This window comes from Novosphingobium sp. KN65.2, assembly GCF_001368935.1.
Classification (GTDB): Bacteria; Pseudomonadota; Alphaproteobacteria; order Sphingomonadales; family Sphingomonadaceae; genus Novosphingobium; species Novosphingobium mathurense.
On record NZ_CCBH010000041.1, the window covers coordinates 1 to 19,751 of the forward strand.

16 protein-coding genes are annotated in these 19,751 nt (G+C 61.5%); 12 read left to right on the forward strand and 4 right to left on the reverse strand.

Going from position 1 to position 19,751, the window contains the following annotated elements:
• Positions 1-1,478 (forward strand): IS66 family transposase (locus SPHV1_RS01300; RefSeq protein ID WP_054944318.1); only part of this gene is annotated, 1,478 nt, incomplete at its 5' end.
• A 917-nt stretch (positions 1,479-2,395) separates the two neighbouring features.
• On the opposite strand, the gene SPHV1_RS01305 is transcribed toward SPHV1_RS01300, so the two are convergent.
• The 4 genes from SPHV1_RS01305 to SPHV1_RS01320 form a co-directional block, all read right to left on the reverse strand.
• A complete protein-coding gene (locus tag SPHV1_RS01305; RefSeq protein ID WP_054944319.1) occupies positions 2,396-3,721 on the reverse strand; it encodes an FAD-binding oxidoreductase in 1,326 nt (441 codons plus the stop codon).
• A 79-nt stretch (positions 3,722-3,800) separates the two neighbouring features.
• Positions 3,801-4,727 (reverse strand): glyoxylate/hydroxypyruvate reductase A, encoded by a 927-nt coding sequence (locus SPHV1_RS01310; RefSeq protein WP_054944320.1) that lies wholly within the window; start codon positions 4,725-4,727, stop codon positions 3,801-3,803.
• An 11-nt stretch (positions 4,728-4,738) separates the two neighbouring features.
• Positions 4,739-6,496 carry a dihydroxy-acid dehydratase gene (locus SPHV1_RS01315; RefSeq protein WP_054944321.1) on the reverse strand — a complete coding sequence of 586 codons (1,758 nt, stop codon included), beginning with the start codon at positions 6,494-6,496 and terminating at the stop codon, positions 4,739-4,741.
• 143 nt (positions 6,497-6,639) lie between these two features.
• Entirely contained in the window at positions 6,640-7,308 is a 669-nt protein-coding gene (locus tag SPHV1_RS01320; protein WP_054944322.1) for a haloacid dehalogenase type II, read from the reverse strand.
• A gap of 299 nt (positions 7,309-7,607) precedes the next feature.
• On the opposite strand from SPHV1_RS01320, the gene SPHV1_RS01325 reads away from it, so the two are divergent.
• The 11 genes from SPHV1_RS01325 to SPHV1_RS01375 form a co-directional block, all read left to right on the forward strand.
• Positions 7,608-8,834, forward strand: coding sequence for a LysR family transcriptional regulator (locus SPHV1_RS01325; protein ID WP_231634375.1), 1,227 nt, complete (start codon positions 7,608-7,610; stop codon positions 8,832-8,834).
• Positions 8,835-8,928: 94 nt separating this feature from the next.
• The gene (locus SPHV1_RS01330) at positions 8,929-10,149 is read left to right on the forward strand and encodes an amidohydrolase family protein (protein WP_054944329.1); all 1,221 of its coding nucleotides are present in this window, start codon (positions 8,929-8,931) and stop codon (positions 10,147-10,149) included.
• An 11-nt stretch (positions 10,150-10,160) separates the two neighbouring features.
• Positions 10,161-11,681 carry a bifunctional 3-(3-hydroxy-phenyl)propionate/3-hydroxycinnamic acid hydroxylase gene (locus SPHV1_RS01335; protein ID WP_054944330.1) on the forward strand — a complete coding sequence of 507 codons (1,521 nt, stop codon included), beginning with the start codon at positions 10,161-10,163 and terminating at the stop codon, positions 11,679-11,681.
• Positions 11,678-12,109 carry a heme-binding protein gene (locus tag SPHV1_RS01340; protein WP_054944324.1) on the forward strand — a complete coding sequence of 144 codons (432 nt, stop codon included), beginning with the start codon at positions 11,678-11,680 and terminating at the stop codon, positions 12,107-12,109. The genes SPHV1_RS01335 and SPHV1_RS01340 overlap by 4 nt, the downstream gene beginning before the upstream one ends.
• Positions 12,106-13,011 carry a VOC family protein gene (locus SPHV1_RS01345; RefSeq protein ID WP_054944325.1) on the forward strand — a complete coding sequence of 302 codons (906 nt, stop codon included), beginning with the start codon at positions 12,106-12,108 and terminating at the stop codon, positions 13,009-13,011. The genes SPHV1_RS01340 and SPHV1_RS01345 overlap by 4 nt, the downstream gene beginning before the upstream one ends.
• Positions 13,012-13,090: 79 nt before the next feature.
• Positions 13,091-13,927, forward strand: a complete 837-nt coding sequence (locus SPHV1_RS01350; RefSeq protein WP_054944331.1) for a fumarylacetoacetate hydrolase family protein — start codon at positions 13,091-13,093, stop codon at positions 13,925-13,927.
• A 35-nt stretch (positions 13,928-13,962) separates the two neighbouring features.
• A complete protein-coding gene (locus tag SPHV1_RS01355) occupies positions 13,963-16,305 on the forward strand; it encodes a TonB-dependent receptor (RefSeq protein ID WP_054944326.1) in 2,343 nt (780 codons plus the stop codon).
• A gap of 58 nt (positions 16,306-16,363) precedes the next feature.
• The gene (locus SPHV1_RS01360) at positions 16,364-17,311 is read left to right on the forward strand and encodes an MBL fold metallo-hydrolase (RefSeq protein WP_082430718.1); all 948 of its coding nucleotides are present in this window, start codon (positions 16,364-16,366) and stop codon (positions 17,309-17,311) included.
• 38 nt (positions 17,312-17,349) lie between these two features.
• Positions 17,350-18,369, forward strand: coding sequence for an MBL fold metallo-hydrolase (locus tag SPHV1_RS01365; RefSeq protein ID WP_054944328.1), 1,020 nt, complete (start codon positions 17,350-17,352; stop codon positions 18,367-18,369).
• Positions 18,370-18,387: 18 nt separating this feature from the next.
• Entirely contained in the window at positions 18,388-19,416 is a 1,029-nt protein-coding gene (locus tag SPHV1_RS01370) for an aromatic ring-hydroxylating dioxygenase subunit alpha (RefSeq protein WP_082430720.1), read from the forward strand.
• Positions 19,413-19,751 (forward strand): alpha/beta hydrolase (locus tag SPHV1_RS01375; protein ID WP_369817852.1); only part of this gene is annotated, 339 nt, incomplete at its 3' end. The genes SPHV1_RS01370 and SPHV1_RS01375, both read left to right, overlap by 4 nt.

Below are 19,751 nucleotides of genomic sequence, written 5' to 3' on the forward strand. Positions count from 1 at the left end.
GCCTCAACCGTGCGTTTACGTTGCACCGTTTTGCGCCGCGCAGCGAAAAGCACCTGGATCGTGTCTTCAACGAAGCCGAGCAGGCCTCCCTTGAGGACGATACCGACGAAGGGCACGACGATGTCGATGAGCCGGTCGCCGCCGATCTTCCCGACACGGGATTGCCGGAGGCGAAAAGGCCAGAAGGGAAGAAGCGCGGGCGCAAGCCACTTCCTGCCGACCTGCCGCGCCAGCGCGTCGAATATGACCTTACCGATGATCAGAAGGTCTGCCCGTGTTGCAGCGACCGGATGCATCGCATGGGCGAGGTTGTTACCGAGCAGCTTCACATCGAGGTGAAGGCCACGGTCTTGCAGAATGCCCGTGCCAAATATGCGTGCCGCAATTGTGACCGCACCGGGATCGCCACGCCGATCGTCATTGCGCCGATGCCCACGCAGCCTTTGCCGGGCAGCATTGCCACCGCCTCGACGCTCGCCTTCGCCCTTGTTCACAAATACGTCGATGGCACGCCGCTCTATCGTCTGGCGCAAACCTTCGAACGTGCAGGAGTACCTGTCAGCCGTGGTGCTCTGGGCCGTTGGGTGATCGCCTCGAGCGAGAGGCACCTGTATCGCATCTATGACGCCCTGAAGCTGCGGCTCCGGTTCCAGGAGGTCATTCATGGCGACGAGACTACGGTTCAGGTGCTGAAGGAAGAGGGCAAGGCGCCTACCAGCACTTCGTATATGTGGGCCTACCGCAGCAGCGAGGACAGCGAACAGCCGATCGTGCTGTTCGATTATCAACCCGGTCGCGGGCAGGAACATCCGCAGGCCTTCCTTGGCGACTATCGCGGCATCCTGATGAGCGACGGCTACTCGGCCTGGCGCACCCTGAAAGGGGCCACACATCTTGGCTGCATGGCTCACGCGAGACGGCGCTTTGCCGACGCGCTCAAGGCGAGGAAGAAACAGGGCGGGCCACCCGCACAGGCGCTCAAGTTCTTCGACCAGCTCTACCGGATAGAAAGACAGGCCCGGGACGAAATCCCCGATGAGGGGGAAGCGCGGGCTGACTACATGCGCCGCTTCCGCCAGCAACATAGCGTCCCGGTTCTCAGTGCCCTCAAGGCATGGCTCGATGCGATCGCACCGAAGGTCGTGCCCGACACCAAGCTTGGCGATGCGGTCTCCTACACCCTCAACCAGTGGGAATATCTGACGCGCTACGTCGAAGACGGCAGAATGCCGATCGATAACAATCTTCTCGAACGCGACATCAGAGTCTTTGCAACAGGCAGAAAATCCTGGCTCTTCTGCGACACCATCGAGGGCGCACGCGCGAGCGCCGTCATCTACAGCCTGATGCTGACTTGCCGCGCCTGCGGCGTCGAGCCTCTCGCGTGGCTACGTCATGTCTTCATGCAAATGCCCCAGCGCGCCCAAGACGCCGATATCGACGATCTGCTGCCATTCAACTTCAAAAGGCACGACTGAGGCACCCGGCGCTGCGGTGTACTCCCCAGCGTCAATTATGATGGTCGCACCAACACCGGAAGCGACATGCTACGAAATGCGCGCTTACAGTGTTTCGAACGACCTCACAGGCGGTTGAAGCACCTTCGATTCGTTTCTATCGCAACGGTCAATTCGTAGCCACGCTCATCATTCATCACGACGTAGATCTGCATTGTCGGGAGATCCGGTCAGGCCTCATCCAGGCCTAGTGAAAGCAGCCCTCCGGTCCTCGAGGTACTGGGACCTAGCCGACAGTCGCCTTCGGAGCGGCCGGCCAAGGTAAGCCGACGCTCACTCCAGGGCTGCTCCACGTCGGCCCTGAGGCTCGCCCTGGGACCTTTTACTCGGTCGGCTTTGGAGTGGCAATAATCGGTTAGCAGACATTCCTGACTGAGGGAGACGATGCCTGCTCACTTCTGATTAGCTGCCATCCCCAGGCTCAGGTAGCCAATCGGAGCTTCTACTTCGTTCACACGGCAGATTCTGGCTGGAACGGGCCGTCGCCTTCTGGGCTAGGTCACTTGCCAGATCGCGCGCGCGTTCGTAGATTGAACAGGCGATCTTGCACATGGGTTGTACCGAGCAGCAGTAGCAGTTCGGCTTGAGTGCGCAGGCCTCGCAGTCCTGCTTGCTCGCGCGAAAGCGCATCATGCCGTCCGTATCAACGCTTGGCCTAGGCTCCGCAAAACCGCGGGGATGCTGCACCATTTGCTTGCAGCCAGGATAGATATGGACGTCGCGCCGATGGTCAGAGCGGAACGCACGCCGCTGGAATGTATAGGAGCGGCGACGTGCATGGTCGAAGACGGGTATATGCGGCTCGATGCTCCACTCGTGGACGAGCCAGGCAAGATTGCCTGCATCACCATATTCCGTGTTGGCCGCCAGACTTTGCCTCAGAACTCTGAAACATCGGTTCGATTGCCTCGGCCGAATCGTGAGAGGCGGAACGGGTGCGGATCGATGATCGGTGTCTGGCCGGTCGCAATATCGGCAACCAGGTGAGCGGCGCCCGGGCCAATGCCGAAACCATGGCCGCTGAAACCGGCGGCGACGATCAATCCGGGAACTTTTTCCATTTCATCGATCAGTGGAACGCCGTCGGGCGTGCTGTCGATATAGCCGGCCCATGTCGCCGCGACCGGCGTTGCGGCCAGCGCGGGAATCAGGTCTGCTGCGCCCTGCAAGGTCAGACGGATCGACTTGGGGTCAGGCGTAGGGTCGAGGATGCGCAGCGTTTCCATGGGTGTAGGCTTGTCCAGTCGCCAACGGGCAAGGGTTTCATGTCCGCTCCGCAAACCTTCAAGGCCGCCTACGGAAAGGCTCCGCCAGCGGCGGGCGAGCATTGGCAGGAACTGCGTCGGGAACCGCAGGATGTGTCCGGTGGGGTCGACCTTGCCCCGTCCACTGATCGCAAGGGTATGCAGGCCGGTTCCGCGTCGGGTGATGGATATCGACTTGCTGACGAATGCCTCTGGCAGGGAAAGATTTCCGGTCCATACCGACAGGATTGTCTGGCGGATGCTCGCTTGCGGAAAGCGGATGCCCAACTGGCGGCAGAACGATGACGCCCAGGCCCCTCCTGCATGGATCGCAAGGGGCGTTTTGATCACGCCCTTTTCCGTCACCACCGCGCTGACTGCGCCGCCGGTCGTTTCGATCCCGCGCGCGGCGCAGGCCTGATGTACCGTTCCGCCCAGCTTCATCAGCGCTCGTGCCACGGCTGGAACCGCAATGCCCGGGTTGGCAATCCCGTCCTCCTGGGAGTGCACTCCGCCCTTCCAACGCTGTCCGGTGAAGCCACCATGCCGGGTGGCCTCTTCCGAATTCAGCATCCGGGTCTTTACCCCCACCGATCGCGCAAACTCCCCCCAGCGAGCCCAGGTGTCGAGCTCTTTGGGGTCGTTGCTCACATAGAACAGGCCGCACCGGCGAAACCCGGTGTCCTCGCCAGTCTCGGCGCCGAACTGCTCCCACAGGTCAAGTGCCTTTGTGGCCATTGCAAGTTCACGCGCATCGCGGTTTTGCTGCCGGCACCAACCCCAATTACGGCTCGACTGCTCGCCGGCGATGACCCCCTTTTCGATCAGCGCAACCTTCAGGCCGCGCTTGGCGAGGTAATAAGCCGTGAACGTGCCGATGACCCCGCCACCGATGATCACTGCATCCGCTTGGTCAGGCAGCTCCGTCGTTGATTCAATGAATTGTAGCGGGGCCGGCATCTTCAGTTCTCCAGTACATACATGGCCGTTGGCGGCTGGTAACCTCCAAGTCTGCTCTGGCCAGAATTCTTTGCCTGTCTCAATAACCCCGCGACCGATCGATCAAACCGATCAGGGGCTCACCCCGCCAGTGCCTGCGCAAATTGTCGAGCAGTATGGGCGCAGCCGTTTCGGGCTGGGTCATGCTCGCCACGTGCGGTGTTACGAATATGCGCGGATGACGCCAGAAGGGATGTTCCGGCGGCATTGGCTCGGGATCGGTCACGTCCAGGATCGCTCGGGACAGGTGGCCGGAATTCAATGCTTCAAGTAGATCCTCGTTAACAAGGTGCAACCCTCGTGCGACATTGATGATCGAGGCCCCCTTGGGCAGCGAGGAAAAAATCTTGCGATCCAGGATGCCGGCGGTCGCTTCAGTGAGTGGCAACAGGCAAATGAGTATGTCGCATCCGACAAGGAACTGCTGGAGCTGATCCGTTCCGGCGAAACTTTCCACGCCCACTATCTGGCGTGGTGATCGATTCCATCCCCGCAGGCGAAAACCAAAGGTTGCCAGTCGCTCCAGCACGGCCTTTCCGAGGACGCCCAAGCCCATGACGCCAACAGTGCGGGAAGATGCCGGCGGAACTTCCAGTGGGTCCCACGTTCCCGTCGGCTGCATGGAGACGTAGTCGAAGAAATCGCGGTGCAGGGCCAGGACGGCAAGGCTCACGTATTCAATCATGCCATCGATGATCCCGGGCTCGACCATGCGGACAATCGGAATGTGCTCAGGGATGGCCGAAAAGTCGACGTGGTCGATCCCCGCTCCCGACGAGAACAGGACCTTAAGGTTCGGCAGCGCAGCAATGAATTCCGCCGGGGCCTGCCAGGCGATCAGGTATTCGACCTCCTCGAGGTTGCCGGCATCGGGCCAGACGCGAAAGTCGAGATCTGTAGCGTGCTCGGCAAAGTAGCTTGCCCATGCAGCCGCGCGCGGGGCGTCGGATCGATAGAGAATGCTCATTAAATCAGTACCTACCAACCACCTACCCAGCCGTCGAAAAGACCTTCGGGGAGGGTCTCCTCGTCGGCGCCGCGCAGAAAGTCGAAGTCGCAGCCGCGATGGGCTTGCTCGACATGTTGATTGTAGAGATGCCGATAGCCTCGGCGGTGGCTCCCCAAATCGGCCTTCCACGCTTCGCGACGACGGGCGAGTTCGCCCGCGTCGACGCACAATTCGAGCCTGCGTGCTGCAACGTCCAGTTCAATGATGTCGCCATTGCGGACCAGTGCCAGCGGGCCGCCGACAGCCGCCTCGGGCGAGACGTGGAGCACGGCGGCACCATACGCGGTGCCGCTCATCCGCGCGTCGGAAATTCGCAGCATGTCGCGCACACCGCGTTCCATCAGGTGACGGGGAAGTGGCAGCATGCCCCACTCCGGCATAGCCGCGCCGACTGGCCCTGCATTACGCAGGATCAGCACGCTATCCTGATCGATTCCCAGCGCGGGATCGTCGATCCGGTCGGCGATCGTCTGGACATCCTCGAAGATCACCGCCCGTCCGCGATGGCGCAGAAGGCGCGGGTCCGCTGCACATGTTTTCATGACTGCGCCGTTCGGGGCGAGGTTGCCCCGGACGACGACCAGCGGCTCCCCCTCCCGAATAGGGCTGTCGAGCGGACGGATCACCTCGGGATCGAGAACCTCCGCCTCTGCGACAACTTCTTCCATTGTGCGGCCGTCCACTGTCCTTGCATCCAGATGGATGAGGGGGCCGAGTGTCTTGAGCAGCGCCGGTACACCGCCTGCGGTCATCAGCCTCTCGGTCAGGTACTCACCGGCAGGTTGGATATTCGCGATGAGCGGCACGCGCCTTCCGATCTCGTCGAACCGGTCGAGCGACAGCGGCACGCCAACGCGCCCGGCAAGCGCCAGTAGGTGAATGATCGTATTGGTCGACCCGCCTACCGCGCATAGGAGGGCTATGGCATTGTCGAAGGCCCGTGCGTCGAGTACTTCCTTGGGGGTAGGGTAACCCTCGGAAGCTAAAAGAACGCTTCGACGCCCAACTTCCCGCGCATAATGCATACGGCGTCTGTCGACAGCCGGCACGAGGCTACTTCCCGGCAACGAAACGCCGAGCGCTTCGCAGATTACCGCCATGGTAGAGGCTGTGCCCATTTCAGTGCAGTGCCCTGCGGTGCCCATGACGGTGCGCTCGAATGCTGCGAAGTCACCTTCCGACAGTTCGCCTGCGCGTAGTTGGTCGACCAGTCGCCAGACGCCGGTGGCGTTGGCCAGGTCACCGCCCGTTGAGGAGCGCGGCGTGGCGGGGCCGCTGGCGAGGAAGATGAATGGAACCCCAGCGCTTGCGGCGCCCATCAGCAAGCCTGGCTGTGTCTTGTCACAGCCACCCAACAGGACCACGGCGTCGAACGGATAGGCGCGGATCGTTTCCTCCGCTTCCATCGCCAGCAGGTTGCGGAACGGGAAGGAAGTTGGCTTGATGATGTTCTCGCTGATCGACATCAGCGGAACCTCGAACGGAACCCCGCCAGCCTCTATGATGCCGATCCTCGCCTCTTCGGCAAGCGCGCGAAGGTTTAGGTTGCAGGGGTTGATGTCGGACCAGGTGCTGAGGATGCCGACAACCGGCCGCCCCATCAGATCCTCGCGGCTCCAACCCGCCGCGGCCAGCGTCGAACGGTGGATAAAAGCGGGCAAGTCGTCCTTGCGGAACCAACGCGCGCTGCGCAGTGGGCGATCCTGCAACTTGTCAACTTCCCCCATGGCCTCACCTTTACTTGGCTATCAAAACATGATTGGCCCGGCAGCGCAGACTTGCTCTGTCTATTGCGTTGCCGGGCCGCGTATTTGGCTCGTTACATGACGCAGCCACAATTCCAGACAACGGGTTGTCGGAGACGCCTAGGTCAGAGGCCAAGCACTCCAGGCAGACCAGAGATATCTCGGATTTCGTGGGTCGCGTAATGCGGCATAAGCGACGGTTCGTGACCGCGGTTGACGAATACCCTAGCGCCGTAGCCCAGGTCGGCTGCGGACATGTGATCGTAGCGGAAGCTGGAGGAAACGTGCATGCATTCCTCCGGAGCGCAACCCAGCTGGTCAAGTGCATATTCAAAACCCTGAAGAAGCGGCTTGTAGGCCTGTGCTTCCTCAGCCGTGAATACGGCGTGAAACGGGGTTTGCAGCGCCTTCACCGCGTGCGGGATCAGATCGACCATCGAGTTCGAGATGATCACCAAAGGGAATTCCCTGGCAACCCGGTTGAGTGGCTCGATGACGTCGGCATGCGGACCCCAGGTCGGGATTTCCCCATAGATCCGGTCGGTGTCGCTGTCGCGATATTCCACGCCCACCTTCTCGCAGGTGCGCCGGAGCGACCCTTCTACAACATCGCGAAACGGCTTCCATGCTCCAAGAACTTCGTCCAGACGGTAGGCCTTGAACTCACGTACGAAGAATTCCATACGTTCGGCATCGGGCAGACGGTCGGCATATGCACGGCGTGCAGCTGGGCCCATCTCGAAGTCAAGGAGCGTGCCGTAACAATCGAACGTAATGTACTTGGGCCGGAACATCTTTAAATCCTCCTGTTGCAGACCAACTGGAGTAAATTTGGCGCAGGACTTACGGCATATGTAATTTCTTATGCGGTCAAGAAAGCATTGCGACCTGAGAGCGCACAAATTTTTAGGCGTATTCTGCTGCGAGAACCCCCTCGTTAGAAGCCCATCAACCTCTGTTCTCAGGACGGACGATTGTTAGTGCAACAGATCAAGTAAGGCGAAGATACGACCAAATTTGCTGCGATCGAACCACGGGCGCGAGGTGCGCTCTGGCGGCATCTTGTACCCAAATGCTTACGTACAAGCCAACGATGGCGCGCGCTGTGGGCGGACATCCAATCGCTTGCTGCAGATTTGGATTTTCACTGCCGGACTCCTCTTGGCAGCGTTTCAAGACCGCGCGCACGACGATCTGGAGCAGCAGACCGAGCGGCAAACGGATAAACGGGGCGAAGATTGAAAGCATCGAGGAGCCGCGCAATGTCCTACGATCGAAAATCAGAATCGCCTGCGCCCCTTTGGGGGACACGCTTCCTTCAGCAGCGGAATCCGCGATTGACCTGAAATGCGCGGACCGCGATGACAAGCGTCAGCGCAGAGAGGTATTTCAAATGACGATCACCAGCCTGTCGAGCCATCTGTCGGCCGGATTGGATCCGCGGGCTCTTATCGTCTTCGAGCAAGTGTGCATTTCCGGTTCGATCAGCTCTGCGGCAAGGGAACTGGGCGTTTCCCAACCATCGGTATCCCAGACGATCAGTTCTCTGGAAGGTCGGCTGGGTGTGGGCCTTTTCAACCGTCAGTCGACCGGCATTTCCCTGACAAGGGAGGGCGAGGCTCTGCGGACGAAGGCCGCGGCGCTTTCAGGCCTGCTGCGCGATGCACGGGCCGTGGTGGAACATGCCGCCAAGGGTATCGCCGGACCGATACAGATCGGTGGTACGCCAGGCGCGCTTGTCAGTCTCGTCCCTCGCGCGATCCGGGCGCTGGATCGAATGCATGGGGCGTTCGAGATTTCGGTGATTGAAGCGTCCGAGCAGGTTCTCTCCGAAATGCTTCGGCGACGCGAAATCGAACTGGCACTTGTCACCACTGGCATTTCCGGACCGGGAGACGAATTTCGCGAATGGACGTTGGCCCAGGATCCGTTCTCCCTCATCGTCGGCAGGGGCCACGAAGACCTCCCCAACTCGATCGGCATGGCCGCAGCCAGCGATCTTGCATGGGTGTTGCCGCGAGAGGGCGGCGGCTTTCGCCGACAGATTTCGAGCCTGTTCATCAACGCCGAGGTCGCCGAACCGCGAAACGTCATACGCTGCGACTCTCTGCTCACCACGAAATCGATTGTGCGCGCGACGGATCGAGTCACGATACTTCCGCGTAACGTCGTGGAGGCTGAGCTCTCCGTCGGTGTGCTGAGAGCGATCGAACTGCGCGAGGTTACGTTTCAAAGGCATATCGGGATACGCGCTTTGGCGAATGTGCCGCTGACACCATTGGCCTCTCTGTTCACCCAAGTTCTGGGTGGCGAGGTATAACCCTAGCCAATACCCGTAGAATATAATTGTATTTCCGACTAATGCCTCGATCTGCCATTCCACGCCTCAGCTAAGAAGGCGATGGAGGATGCTCATGCGGACACTGATCCGTGATGCACAGATTTTCGACGGTAGCGGAAGTGCGCCGCAGCGTGGCTCCGTCCTCGTCGACGGCAACCGAATTGCGAAAGTCGCGCTGGGTGTCGATGGCCTGGCAGGCGAAGCTGCCGACACTGTGATAGGCGCTGCCGGGCGTACGCTGATGCCCGGTCTAGTAGAGGCGCATGCCCATTTGACATGGGCTTCCTCGGTTGAAAAGATATATCACCAGTTCATCCTCCCCCCCGAAGAGCTGAAGGAAGCCGCGAGGCGCAATGCCCGGGTCCTGCTCGACCACGGCTTTACGAGCGCTTATTCCGCCGGTGCGCTGGGTGACGGGATCGAAGTGGAGCTCGTCAAGGCGATTGAAGCGGGCGAGACGCCGGGACCGCGCCTTGTGCCCTCCACGCTTGAACGCAGTCCCGAAGGCGCCGAGGGTGTCGAGACCGGCGATGTCTTCAATGGCCGCGGACCGGATGCCATCCGCAAGTTCGTCTCTTACTGCAAGGATCAGGGCATTGGCTCGATCAAGCTCGTTGTATCGGGCGAGGACGCGCTGAAGCCGGGTTCGGCTAAAGAAGTCCTCTATACCGACGAGGAGATGGAGGCAGCGGGCGTGGCAGCAAGGGATGCCGGGCTCTGGATCGCCACCCATGCCTATTACCCGGAAGCGATCCGCCTGGCTCTCAAGGCTGGTGCGCGCATCATCTATCATGCCTCCTATGCCGACGATGCCGCGGCTGACGCGATGGTCGCGGCCAAGGAAACGACTTTCTACGCGCCTTCGCCGGGTGTTTCGATAGCTGCGCTGGAAGCAAGTCCGCCGCCGCATATCGACATGAGCCACATGAAGGCCAGCGCCGCCGAGCGGATGAAACTGGAAAGCAAGCTGGTGCCGGCGCTGAAGGCGCGCGGCGTACGGATCCTCATTGGCGGCGACTATGGTTTTCCGTTCAATCCGAACGGACGCAATGCGCGCGATCTCGAAATTTTCGTCGAACATTTCGGCTACACACCAGCCGAAGCGCTGACCGCGGCAACCAAGCTCGGCGGCGAACTGATGGATCTTCAGGTGGGTCAGGTGAAGGAAGGTTTTCTGGCCGACCTCCTGCTGGTCGACGGCGATCCCACGCAGGACGTATCGATCCTGCAGGACAAGGATCGGCTCACCATGATCATGAAGGACGGTGCGCTCTACAAAAGTCCCGCGGCGTGATGGAAACTGGAATGTTTGATGTAGCGATCATCGGTTGCGGCCCCGTGGGTGCGATGGCGGCAAACCTGCTCGGGCGCCAAGGCCTGTCGGTCGTCGTGCTGGAAAAAGAGCTTGAGCATTACCCGTTGCCGCGCGCAGTGCATCTCGATCATGAGATGATGCGCCTGTTTCAGAGCGCCGGGGTCATCGACCGGGTCGAGGGCGACATGACCGCCACGGACGGTCACCTTCATGTCGGCGCGGATCATGGCGTCATCCGCTATATGGGGACGGTCGGCAAGCCGCGTCCGTTCGGCTGGGCCAACGACTATTTCTTCTATCAGCCGGAGCTGGAGGCCCACCTGCGCGAGGCCTTTGCCGATAATGGCGCGATCGATCTGCAGCTGGGTGCGGAGTTCACCGGGCTGGACCAGGACGACACCGGCGTGACCGTCGCTTATGCGCAGGACGGTGCCAGCCACAATTTGCGCGCACGCTGGGTGATTGCCTGCGACGGTTCGCGCAGCCCGGTCCGCAAGGCGCTCGGCGTCAAGCTCGACGACCTCGATTTCGAGGAGCCCTGGCTGGTCGTCGACGCCGAAGTCGAAGGGCCTGTCAGCTTTCCGCCGATCTCAGGCGTTCCCGCAGATGCCGATCTTCAGCGCCTGTCGGTGATGATGTGCGATCCTGCTCGTCCGGCGACGATCGTGCCTGGACGCGGCAACCACCGCCGCTGGGAGTTTATGCTGCTCCCGGGTGAAGACGATTCCGAAATGATGCAGCCCGCAAAGGTGGGCGAGCTGGTCGGCTCCTGGATGAAGGACGTGCCGCACCATATTGTGCGCGCGGCTACTTACCGGTTTCACGGACTTGTGGCGGAGCAGTGGCAGGTAGGCCGGGTGTTTCTTGCCGGAGATGCCGGGCACCAGACGCCGCCCTTTTTCGGCCAGGGCATGTGCCACGGGCTTCGCGATGTCGCGAACCTTGCGTGGAAGATGGCGGCAATCGCGAATGACGGCGCCAGCGAGGCGATTCTTGCAACCTATCAGCCTGAGCGCGATCCCCACGTACGCGGAGTGATCGGCGCTGCGGTGGCGGCAGGGCGCTATATCTGCGAACTCGATCAAGCGAAAGCGGCCGAGCGCGACGCATCGATCAGGGCGCAATCTGCCAGCAAGACGGGCGAAACCGCAGCCGACCTCATTCCAGCGGTTTCGGAAGGTTTCGTCGCCGCTGGTACCCCTGGTGCGGGCGAACGGTTCATTCAGCCGATCCTCGCTGACGGACGCAAGCTCGACGATCTGGCGGGGCAGGGGTGGCGGCTTTTCGTCCGTGACGATGCGGTGCGCGGCCAGGCGCCTGGCGTGACCCGGATCGTTGCCTCCGACCTGCCCGATGGCGGCGCGGTGCTCGGCTGGCTCGACGCGCGCAAGGTCGATGCCGTGCTGGTTCGGCCGGACCATTATGTCTTCGGGACACAGGCCGGTTCGGCCTCGACCCTCATCGACCGCCGCTCCCGGCTGCTCGAACAGCCCTCGGAGATCGCCGCATGACTGGCATTACGCTCGAACAGGCGCAGATGATCGTCTCAGGCACTCTTACTGAGGCGCGCCATCGCGGCGCAAACCCGCTCGCCGTTGTCGTGCTCGATGCCGGAGGGCATTCAGTAGCTTTCGCGCGTGAGGACGGGGCCACGTTCTTTCGCCACACCATCGCTGTCGCCAAGGCCACCGGCGCGCTGGGCATGGGTGCCGACACCCGTGTTCTGGCCAACCGGGCGGCAGGCAATCCGATTTTCTTTCAGTCGCTCAGCTCTGCGCTGGACGGGCAAGTCGCCTTTTCTCCGGGCGGCGTGCTGATCCGTAGCGAAGGTGTCGTGATCGGCGCCGTCGGCGTGAGTGGCGATACCGGTGACTGCGACGAGGAATGCGCGCTTGTGGGCATCGCCAAAGCGGGACTCGCAAAGAAGGAAATGTCATGAAACTTCGATCGATCGAACTCTCACTGCCAGATCCGGCAGAGGCGAACCGGTTCATGATTGACATCTGGGGCCTTGTTTCCGCTGGTGAGCGGGATGGCACCTATTACCTGCGCGGATCGGGGAGTTGCCCCTATCTCGTCAGCTTCAGCCCGGGCGAAGAGTTCGCCCGGTCCACCACTTTCACCTGCAGCGAGGACGAACTTGCCAGAGTGAAAAATCGCGTGGCCGAAGCGGGCTGGCCGGCGCGAAAGGTCGTGTCGGACGATCCCGGTGACGGACAGGGCATTATTGTCGAACTGCCCGAAGGCACGATCTTGCGCTTTCTTGCCGGGACGAGCGATGTCGCGCCGATCGAAGGCCATGCCAAGGCGACGCGCCGCGTCATGCCGGTGGGGCTTACCCACGTCGTGTTCAACGCCGCCGACGCCGAGGCGATGGCCGACCACGTCGAGCAGATCCTGGGTTTTGCCGTATCCGACCGGACGAAGGGTATGGTCTTCGTCCGCTGCAACACCAAGCACCATTCGACCGCCTTTGCCCGGGCCGGGTTTAGCAGCCTCAACCACATCGCGTTCGAGATGGAGGATCTTGACACGGTGATGCGTGGCATCGGCTGGATGCGCGACAACGGCTTCACCCCGGCATGGGGACCGGGCCGTCACGGGCCGGGCGCCAATGTTTATGCTTACTATATTTCGCCTTTCGGTCCGGTGATCGAATATTCGACCGCCGTCGAGACGGTGGCCGAAGACCATGTCGCGGGCGAACCCGACGACTGGACCTGGCCGGAGTTGCGGATCGACCAGTGGGGCGTATCCGACAAGGATTTCGATGGCTTGCGAAAGGCGGAGGAGCGGTTCCGTTTCCGCCGCGACTGGGAACCGCAGCCGCTTGCAGATTGACCGACGCACCTTCGCCGCCGGGGCGCTTGCCGCAATTGCGGCAGTTCCCAGTCTGGCGGCGGGCAAGGGAGTACAAGACATGACACGTTACATCAGTTTCCGTCGCCCGGACGGCAACCCCAGCTTCGGCCGGGTTGCGGGCGACAAGGTCGAGGATCTGGGCCAGCAGGGCGGACCGGCATGGTTGCGCGATGCACTGGGCGGCGACCTTGCGGCTTTGGACGCGACCGCCACCTTTGCCCGCGCTGACGTGCGGCTGCTGCCGCTCGTTCCGAACCCGCGCAAGATCCTTTGCGTCGGCCTCAACTATGCCACCCACGTTGCCGAAACGGGGCGCGAGCAAAAGCAGCACCCCGCAATCTTTACCCGCTGGGCCGATACGCTGGTGGCTGCCGGCGATCCGGTTATCCGCCCCCATGAATCGACCCGCTTCGATTACGAGGGCGAGCTGGCCGTCATCATCGGCAAGGGCGGACGCAGGATCGACAAGACTGACGCGATGCAGCACGTCGCAGGCTATTCGATCTTCAACGACGTTTCGGTGCGCGACTGGCAGCGCCACAACATCCAGTTCACCCCGGGCAAGAATTTTCCGGCGACCGGTGCCTTCGGGCCGGAGATGGTGACGCCCGATGCGATCGACGATCTTGGCTCGCAACGTGTCCAGACCCGCGTCAACGGCGAATTGCTGCAGGACCAGCCCGTGTCCGACATGATCTGGGATATTCCGACCGTCATCGCATATTGCAGCACATTCACCGAACTGGCTCCCGGCGACGTCATCGCTTCGGGCACGCCCGGCGGTGTCGGCGACAAGCGCAATCCGCCTCTCTACCTCAAGGCCGGGGACAGTGTGCAGATTTCAGTGGGTGACGTGGGCGTTCTCACCAATCCGGTCGTCGACGAGCTTCTATAAAGAATTGAAATCAACATAATTGAGGGAGAAGATTAGTGAAGTGTTATAAATACGCAGCTCTTGCAGGCGCTGCCTCGATTGCCCTGATTGCCAACTCGGCCTCCGCTCAGGACAGTGGCAATGAGGCTGCTGACGATGCCGCTTCCGTCGATGCAACTTCCCGCAAACAGGACTCGTCGGGGCTTGCCGAAATCGTCGTCACCGCCCAGCGCCGCGAGGAAAGTCTCCAGCGCACGGCAATCGCTGTTTCGGCTGTGACCGGTGACGATCTGGAAAAGGCCGGTGTGACCGATGCTGCCGGCATCGGTCGCCTCGTACCCGCGTTGCAGGTGCAGCCCTCGGGCGGCACGACCAGCTTTTTCCTTCGCGGTGTTGGCACGCAGTCGGGCAACTCCTTTGCCGAAAATGCGATCGCTTTTAACTTCAACAATGTGTTCATATCGCGTCCGACGGCACCCTCGGGCGTATTCTATGATCTGCAACGCGTCGAGGTCGTGAAGGGGCCCCAGGGCACGCTCTATGGGCGCAACGCGACTGGCGGCGCGATCAACGTCCTGCCCAACCGGCCCGAACTCGACCAGGTTTCGGGCAATGTGAGCCTGGAATACGGCAATTATAATGCGATCAAGGCTTCGGGTGCGCTGAACCTGCCCATCGGAGCTTCGGTGGCCATGCGCGTTGCTTCGCAGATCGTGGATCGTGACGGCTATCTCTCCGATGGCTATGACGATGAACGCGGCGATGCATTCCGTGCCTCGTTGCTGATCGAGCCGAGCAACGACTGGTCGATGCTTTTGGTCGGCGACTATTACAAGCAGGGCGGCAAGGGTTCGGGTCTTGTCCTGATCCCGACCGACACTTTTGCAGCACCCCCGCTGAAAGACCGCATCGGCGGTTCCGACCCGATCGCCGTCGGCGCAATTGAGGATTATGCCGCCACACGCCCCGGCCCGCCCTATTGTGGTGGTTTCGGCAACATCGTCAGCAGCGGGTGTGTCTACACGCCGCGTTCCGATGGTTATCAGGACAATGTTTTCTGGGGCGTCAGCGCGACTGTCGAAGGCGACGTGGGCTTCGGTAAGCTGACCGTCATCCCGGCCTATCGCCGCACGGAAGCTGACTATCGCACCTATCTTCCGGGCTTCCTCGGCGAGGTTAAGGACAATTCGGACCAGATGTCGATCGAGGCGAGGCTTTCGTCGAACTCCGATCAGGCTCTCCGCTATGTCCTGGGCGTTTTCTACTTCCACGAGAACCAGTCGGCGGACAACTATTTCGCGCAGGGCGACCTTTCGACGACGCGCTTCACGCCGCGTCTGAAGACCGAATCGAAGGCTGTCTTCGGCCAGCTGACCTACGACCTCACGCCGGAATTCCGCATTGTCGCCGGCGGGCGCTATACCAAGGAAAACAAGTCGCAGGCGACCCGGTCGGTTGCCGGCGGCAAGCCCGGTCCGGTCAATCCGCCGCTCGGCCCGATCTTCACCGGTGATCTCACTTTCGAGAAATTCACCTGGAAGGCTGGCGTGGAATGGGATGCGGGCCCGGCTTCGCTGGTCTATGCCAATGTCGCGACCGGGTTCAAGACCGGCGGCTTCTTCGTCGCCAGCCCACCGGACAATACCTTCGCTCCTGAAAAGCTGACCGCCTATACGGTGGGTACGAAGAACCGCTTCCTCGGCAACAAGCTGCAGGTCAACCTCGAGGCATTCTACTGGGATTATACCGACCAGCAGATCACTTATGTCGGCGGCGTGCTCGCGGGCAACGGGATCTATTCCAACGGCGGCGTGACGGTGAATGCGGGCAAGTCGCGCATCTATGGTGCCGATCTCGAACTGCAGTTCGCACCAACTTCGGTGGACCTGTTCGGCGCCAATGTGCAATATCTGAACGGCAAGTATAATTCGCTTGAGACCGCGAATTTCTCTGGCCCGGGCAATCCCATCCCGACAGGGTGCACGGTGACCGGCAGCCGGCTCGCCAACCCGGGGGTGAACAATGCCCGGTTCTTCGATACCGATTGCTCGGGCAAGCCCACGGTGCAGTCGCCCAAGTGGATCGCCAATCTCAATTACGAGCATACGTTCTATCTGGGCGAGATGAATCTGAAGGCCGGTGCGCGCACTTCGCTGTCATCTTCGTACTACCTGAACGTCAACTTCCAGGAAGAAGAGCGTCAGGGAGCCTATATGACGTCCGATGCTTATCTGACCCTCGAAGGGCCGGACAAGGTCTGGTCGATCACCGGCTTCATCAACAACATCGAGGATGAGGTAATTTTCGCCCGCGCGGGCAACCGCCCCATCCTCAATTTCTCGGTCGCCACGCTGCGTCCGCCACGGACTTATGGCGTGCGCGTCGGCTATCGCTTCTGATCGATAAAAAGCTGGCGGGCAGCCCTGTGGCTGACCCGCCGGCAAAGGGTTGAGGATAATGCACACAAAATCGTTGCTGGCACTCCTGTGCGCTCTCACCACGGCTTGCGCAGCCGCGAACGCAGAGGGGCCCAAGGTCGCACAGTCGGTAAGGCCTGTTCCCGCACCGACTTCGGACGAGTTGGTCCTGCTTGGGACCGCAGGTGGGCCGCTGGCCCGCGCGGACCGTTCCGGGATATCCACGCTGCTTACGATCGGTGGGAAGCGCTATCTCATCGATGCGGGCGAGGGCACGGTTCACCAGTTCGGCAAGCTCGGCCTGCAAGCACCTTCGGTTCCTGTCGTTTTCCTCACCCACCTGCACGACGACCACTATGCCGGGCTGTTTTCCATTGCCTCGTTCGCCTGGACGCTGCGCGCGCCGCGTCTCGATATCTATGGTCCGAAAGGGACGGCCGATACGGTCGACGGTATCGCCCAGCTCATGATGCCCAACGCACGGATCCGTGCGGCCGAGCAGCACATCGCGCTGACACCGCAGGACTATCTGAAAGCGCATGAATATGTTGCCGGTCCGATTTTCGACGACGGCAACGTCAAAGTTTCGGCGGTGGCCAATTCCCATTACGATCTTCCTCCGGAAAGCCCCGCTGCCAGCAACAAGTCCTATTCGCTGCGGTTCGAATCCGGCGGGCGTTCGATCGTTTTCACCGGCGACACCGGTCCTTCGCAAGCGGTCACCGAATTCGCAAAGGGGGCAGATGTTCTCGTCTCGGAGATGGTGTCGCTCAAAGATCGCGCCTCGGTCCCACCCTATGTGTGGCCGCACATGGACCGTGAGCACCTCTCTCCGCTCGAGGTCGGCAAGATGGCCGCCGCGGCCGGGGTGAAGACGCTCGTCCTGTCCCATATCGGGGTCGTGGGGGAGCCCGATCTCGCGGTAATTCGCAGCGTCTATTCCGGAAAAATCATTCTGGGGACCGACCTGGACCGAATTGCCCTCTGATCCGCCCGGCCCCCTGCACAGACGAATAAGGAAAACCGATGAAGCTTTCCCGACACCTTGTTTCGCTTACGGCGGTCGCGCTGATTTGTCCGCTCATCACGGCATGCAACGCCGCCTCTGCGGAAACCGTTCAAACTGCCCCCGTGCCCGTCCAGCCCGGGACCGAATGGGTGACGCTTGGCACCATGGGCGGACCGATGCCCAATGCCACGCGCGGTGAACCGGCAAACCTGCTTGTCCACGACAACCGTTATGACCTCGTCGATGCCGGCGATGGCGCGGCCACGGCATTCCTGCGTTCGGGCGGCAATTTCCGCAGGTTGCGGAGCATCTGGATCAGCCACATCCACTTCGATCACATCGGCGGCCTGTTCGGCGTCCTGGGCCTGCGCCTGCAAACGCGCACCGAAGACCCGCTGACGATCTATGGCCCGCCTGGAACGAAGGCAATCGTCGCTGGTCTCATCGACGCCATGAAGCCCAGCGCACGCTCCGGTTTTGGTGTTCCGGGCGAAATCCCGATCGATCCCGCCGCCAGCGTGGAAGTCGTGGAACTCGACGACGGAGACAAGGTTACGCTGGGTGACATGACGGTGACCGCCGCCGGCAACACCCATTACAGCTTCCCCCCCGGTTCGCAGGAAGCCAAGGACTTCCGGTCGCTGTCCTTCCGCTTCGACCTTCCGGGCAAGAGCATCGTCTATACCGGCGACACCGGTCCGAGCGAAGCCGTCACCAGGCTCGCCACCGGCGCGGACATGCTGGTAACCGAATTGATCGACATCGAAGCAACGATTAGCAACATCCGCCGCCGGGCCAAGGACCTCAACTCGCAGGACCTTGCGAACATGGAAACGCACCTGCGCACGCATCACATCACCACGCGCGATATTGGCGAGATGGCAGAGGCAGCGGGCGTGAAATCGGTCGTCATCACGCATCTGGCCGGTGGCGGTGCCACCGACAAGGAAGCCGCAGCGCGTTATGTGCATGAAGTGAACGAGACCTATCCCGGCCCGGTCACGGTAGCGAACGATCTCGACCGCTTCACGCCCTGAGGTCGAGAAATACCTGCCATGTCCGAAAACGTCGAAAGGCCGATGTTCCTGCAAAACGCCTGGTACGTGGCAGGCTTCGGCAGCGAGATCGGAACAGGCGAGATGCGCCCCATCCGCATTCTCGACTGTGCGATCCTGCTGCTACGCCGGACCGACGGATCGCTTGCGGCGCTTGTCGACAGGTGCCCGCATCGTTTCGCGCCGCTCTCGCTCGGCCATTTCGACGGCGTGCAGGTGACCTGCGGTTATCACGGTCTCGGCTTTGACGGGAACGGGGCCTGCAGCCAAAATCCGCACGGCCCGACCGCCGGGCTCAAGGTGCAGGCCTGGCCGGTGAGAGAACACGATGGCCTGATTTGGGTCTGGCCGGGTGAGGCGGACGCGGCCGAGGCAGTTGAGCCTCCGCGTTTCGCGATGCTCGATGAAGCCACGGCGCATGTGAACCACGGCTATCTTCACGGCAGGGCCGACTATCGGTTGATGATTGATAACATCCTCGACCTCAGCCATATCGAATTTCTCCATCCGGCGCTCGGCACGCCGGAGGTTCGCAAGGCCAAGATCGAAGTTACCACCGATGGGGACGTGATCACGGTATCGCGCGCCATGAACGGCGAGACGCTGAGCGAGGGGCTGGCCCATGTCTATGGCGCGGCCGGGCAAAAGGTGGACCGCACGCTGACGGTGGCGTTCAATGCGCCCTCGAACCTGGTTCTCACGGTCAGGATAGAGCGCGAACAAGGAAGGACCGGCTCTCAGTCGCTTCATCTGTTCACGCCCGAAACGGCGACCTCGACGCATTATTTCTACACGTCCTCCATGTGGCGTGAGGACGCGACCCGAGAGCAGTTCGACGCTTTCGCGGGTGCCTTGACACGGGTTTTCCTGAATGAAGACAAGCCGATGATCGACGCACAGCAAGAGAGGATCGGGAACCGGGAAATCGGAGAGCTGAAGCCTGCCCTGCTCAAGATAGACAAGGGGGCGGTCCTTGCCCGGCGCAAGCTGGAGCAGATGATCGCACGCGAAGCCGAGGAACACGCATGACTTCAATCGCAGAGATTGGCATTTCACTCGGGCCGGACGTTCTCGCCGCGGTCGAAAAGCTGTTTGACGCCGAGCAGCGGTCGCTTGCCGATGCCGTGCCGGTTGCCGCCTCGGATCAGGCTTATGGCCAGCATGAACGGCACAGGCTCGATCTTTATGGCAAGCCCGCCGATCCGGCCCCGGTGCTGCTGTTCGTGCACGGCGGCGGCTTTCGCATGGGGGACAAATCCGCCGATGGGTGGCCCAATGCCGCCGTCGGTCGCTGGGCCTCGCAGCAGGGCTGGCTGGGCGCGGTGATGAATTATCGTCTCGCGCCCTGTCCGTCGTCGAGACAT